A 2,071-nucleotide genomic window follows, 5' to 3' on the forward strand; every position below is an offset into this window, starting at 1 on the left:
TGCTTGACCCGTAGTGAGAGGGCGGTGATGTTGCCGCCGACGCCGAGGACGGGGTTGTCGATCCAGTTGCCGGCCGGATCGGTGTAGATCTCGTGCAACGCGCCGTTCTCCACGGCCTCGACCACCCGCGCACCGGAAGGGCTGTAGGCGAACGCCAGAGCCGTGATGTTGCCACCCACCCCCAGGACGGGGTTGTCGTGCCAGTCACCGGCCGGATCGGTGTAGATCTCGTGCAACGCACCGTTCTCCACCGCCTCGATGACGCGGGCACCGGAGGGACTGTAGGCGAACGCCAGGGCGCTGATGTTGCCACCGACATTGAGGACCGGGTTGTCGTGCCAGTCACCGGCCGGATCGGTGTAGATCTCGTGCAACGCACCGTTCTCCACCGCCTCGACCACCCGGGCGCCGTTGGGGCTGTAGGCGAAGGCGAGAGCGGTGATGTTGCCACCCACCCCGACGACGGGGTTGTCGATCCAGTTACCGGCCGGATCGGTGTAGATCTCGTGCAACGCACCGTTCTCCACGGCCTCGATGACCCGGGCGCCGGACGAACTGTACGAGAACCCTATGGTGCTGACACCGCCGCCGACGCCGAGGATCGGGTTGTCGGTCCAGTCGCCGGTGGGGCCGGTGTAGATCTCGTGCAACGCGCCGTTCTCGATCGCCTCGATCACCCGGCCGTTCTTCGTCGACGGCGTCGGAGTGGTCGGGGTGGAGTCGTTTCCACCGATCGGTGAGACGTAGCCGCTGATGTTCATGCCCCAGTAGGAGCTGTATCCGAGCGCTCCCCGGTAGGGGCCGCTGGTGCCGACGTGCGAGGTGGCGGCGTAATTGCCCCTGACGCCGCCCTGGTTGCCGCCGATGCTCTTGATGGTGCCGTCGCTGTTGACGGCCGAGACGATGGCGACGTGGTCGGCGTAGCCGGCGCCGTCGTAGTTGAAGACCACCGCGTCGCCGATGTGCGGGGTGCTGCGCAGGCCGCCGTTGTACCGCCCGAAGCTGCCGGCCGCCGGGCTCAGACCGGCCACGTTGACGCCGTTGTGGGCCCACACCCACTTGGCGAAGTCCGCGCACCAGTTCTCCGGAGATCCGTTGTTGCCCGTGCAACTGGAGTAGTAGCCTCTGCCGCCCCCGCTGTTGGTGTCGCACGCGTCGCGTCCGAGATTGGCGCCGGCGATGCTGACTATGGTGGAGCCGACGCTGGCTGACGCCGAGGAGGCACCCAGGAGCAGGGCGGGTGCGAGGGCACTGACGGCGACGGTCGCGCCGATGACAGCACGCAGGATTCTGCTGGACACGGAAGGGCTCCTTCTTCAGTGGGGTGATGTGCACAAGTCCCGTGCGCAAGGTGACGTTGAGCGCACGGAAGGGGCGAACCCGCCCGACGCGGAGTTCAGGGTCGACGCGGACCGCGCCGCACGGGTGTGTCCGCCAACGTTTCCGGGGCAGTCCCCGGGTGAGGGATCGGCCGGAGCCGGGACGCCGGAGCCGCCGGGGCTCGGTGCGGACGTACCGTGGCGGTGGCCCGTGGAACGGCTGTGGCCCCGGTCCGGACCGCCGTTGATCGTTCGTCAGTGCAGCTGGAAGGAGACGGCGGACGCGTTTCCGGCGGTACCGAGGATCGGGTTGTCGTGCCAGTTGCCGGCCGGGTCGGTGTAGATCTCGTGCAACGCGCCGTTCTCCACGGCCTCGATCACCCGGGTGCCGTCCTGCTTGACCCGTAGTGAGAGGGCGGTGATGTTGCCGCCGACGCCGAGGACGGGGTTGTCGATCCAGTTGCCGGCCGGATCGGTGTAGATCTCGTGGAGTACGCCGCTCTCGACGGCCTCGATCACGCGGGCGCCGCTGGGGCTGTAGGCGAACGCCAGGGCACTGATGTTGCCACCCACCCCGAGAATCGGGTTGTCGTGCCAGTCACCGGCCGAGTCGGTGTAGATCTCGTGCAACGCACCGCTCTCCACGGCCTCGACCACCCGGGCGCCGCTGGGGCTGTAGGCGAACGCCAAGGCGCTGATGTTGCCACCGACATTGAGGACCGGGTTGTCGTGCCAGTCACCGGCCGGATCGG

At 68.0% G+C, this 2,071-nt stretch carries 2 protein-coding genes; both read right to left on the minus strand.

Translation table 11 applies throughout. The features are described 5' to 3' along the window. Positions 1–1,301 (minus strand): CHAP domain-containing protein (locus ACIQTO_RS10050; RefSeq protein ID WP_402385444.1); only part of this gene is annotated, 1,301 nt, incomplete at its 3' end. Between the two features lie 273 nt (positions 1,302–1,574). Continuing rightward, positions 1,575–2,071, minus strand: a 497-nt coding sequence (locus tag ACIQTO_RS10055) for a hypothetical protein (RefSeq protein ID WP_402385447.1), incomplete at its 5' end; no start/stop codon positions are given.

This window comes from Kitasatospora sp. NPDC091207, from assembly GCF_044768625.1.
Lineage (GTDB): Bacteria > Actinomycetota > Actinomycetes > Streptomycetales > Streptomycetaceae > Kitasatospora.